Raw genomic sequence first — 1743 nt, forward strand, 5'->3', positions numbered from 1 at the left:
TGTGTGACTCAGAGGCTCTGAGCAAATCGGCTGACGGCGGTTTCGCGGATGTCGAGCAGTTCGCTGCTCAGCCGAGTGCCGGAGGCCACTTCTATGGCGTAGCCATACAGGGCGTCACCGATATCGGCAATTCGCTCCCCGCGTTCGAGGATGCCGCTTGCATCGAAATCGATGTTGTCGGCCATGGATACCAAGGTGTTGCGGTTGCCGCAGACCTTCACGGTCGGCGAGACCATGCTGCCGATCGGGTTGCCCACGCCGGTGCCAAAGAAGGTCAGTTGGCAACCGCCTGCAGCCATCGCCGTCAGGTTCTCGACGGCAGCCGCAGGGGCGTCCATGAAATGGAGGCCTTTCTTTTGTGGCGCTTCTCCGTAACCCAGCACGCCCACCAGCGGCGTGGTGCCTGCCTTGGCCATCGCCCCGAGCGCCTTTTCCTCTACGGTGGTCAACCCCCCGCGCTTGTTGTCCGGAGCCGGCTGCGAAGCGCTCACGTTCACGCCCCGTGCAATGGCCATGTTTTCCATCTTTCTTACCGCCGACACAAACGCTTCCTTTACTGTGTCATCGACGGCGCGCGCGGCAAACAGGTGGTCCGCACCGATGAACTCGGAGGTCTCGGAAATAATGACCGTGCCGCCCTCGGCGATCAGCCGGTCGGCCATGCGCCCGATCGTGGGATTGCAACTGAGCCCTGAAGTCGTATCGGAGCCGCCACACTCCACGCCCACCACCAGTTCGGAGACCGGGAAGGCTTCTCGCCTGGCGCGCGAGGCGGCCAGGGAAAGGCGCAGGGCCTTGCGCGAGCCCTCGGCGATGCAATTGATGGTGCCGTTGGGCTGCATGTAGATCGTCTCCACGGGCTTACCCGTGCTGCGCACACGCCGGGCGACCTCATCGGTCGACGACTCCTCGAGCCCGACGACCAGGACAGCCGCGATGTTGGGGTTGCGTCCCAGAGCCGCCAGCGTCTCCAGCGCAAACATCCGGTCCGCGCCGAACTGGCCGCGCACGAACAGCGTCGTCACGGGAATGCAGCCCTGGACTGTCTGCGCAATCGTGCGAGTCACCGGATTGCAGTTGTCCATGACGGATACCACTGCGACCCAGTTACGCACGCCCACGGCACCGTTGTCGCGCCGATAGCCAAGAAAAGTCATTGTCATGTTCTTACCTCTTTCCCAAATCGCCGCGGCCGCGCGCCGATTCCACGTTGTGTAAATGGGTGTGCTCACCAACCTGAAGGGCCTGGCTGGCGCGCCCGATGATTTCGCCGTACTTCACGATTTGCGCGCTTTGCGCGGTGGCTGCGATGCAGACCTTGTGTCCAAAGGGCACATCCTGTAGCAGCGTTACCTCGCCTGAGGCTTCTCCCTGCAGTACGCAGGCGTCCCCGGCGCTCCCCGGGTCCAGCAAAGTGGCGACGTTGTCAGTCGCGTCAAGCACGATGGCACGTGGCATCGAATACTCCTATGTAGGTTATGTCGAATGCAAATGTAGGCATCGGTCTGGTGCTTGTCAAGAGAGCTCGCAAAAAATTACAGGGTCTTGTGAGGTATCTCGATAAATGCTCTGACCCTATAAGGGTTAAGGAGGCATCACTGCAACATGGTTTGCGGCTTCCGATCTGGAAATTAAAGTAATTCCATAGGTCATACTCCTATGTATGTTTATGTTGACTTGGAAAAAGAATGGGAATATTCTTGCGGCCACGAACGAGGGCAGCAGCCCTCGTGGACGGGAACA

The 1743-nt window shown here is 60.2% G+C and carries 2 protein-coding genes; both read right to left on the minus strand.

Features of this window, described 5'->3' with window-relative positions:
- Nucleotides 1-8 precede the first annotated feature (8 nt).
- Nucleotides 9-1163, minus strand: a complete 1155-nt coding sequence (locus tag FFS09_RS30445) for a UxaA family hydrolase (protein ID WP_137922639.1) — start codon at nucleotides 1161-1163, stop codon at nucleotides 9-11.
- 4 nt (nucleotides 1164-1167) lie between these two features.
- The gene (locus FFS09_RS30450; RefSeq protein ID WP_137922640.1) at nucleotides 1168-1458 is read right to left on the minus strand and encodes a UxaA family hydrolase; all 291 of its coding nucleotides are present in this window, start codon (nucleotides 1456-1458) and stop codon (nucleotides 1168-1170) included.
- Nucleotides 1459-1743: the final 285 nt, after the last annotated feature.

It is taken from the genome of Hydrogenophaga sp. 2FB, assembly GCF_005503365.1.
GTDB lineage: Bacteria > Pseudomonadota > Gammaproteobacteria > Burkholderiales > Burkholderiaceae_C > Hydrogenophaga.

Excerpts from the sequence above, each read along its gene's own strand:
- FFS09_RS30445 (WP_137922639.1), bottom strand. The coding sequence starts at position 1,163 with ATGACAATGACTTTTCTTGGCTATCGGCGCGACAACGGTGCCGTGGGC.
- FFS09_RS30450 (WP_137922640.1), bottom strand. The coding sequence starts at position 1,458 with ATGCCACGTGCCATCGTGCTTGACGCGACTGACAACGTCGCCACTTTG.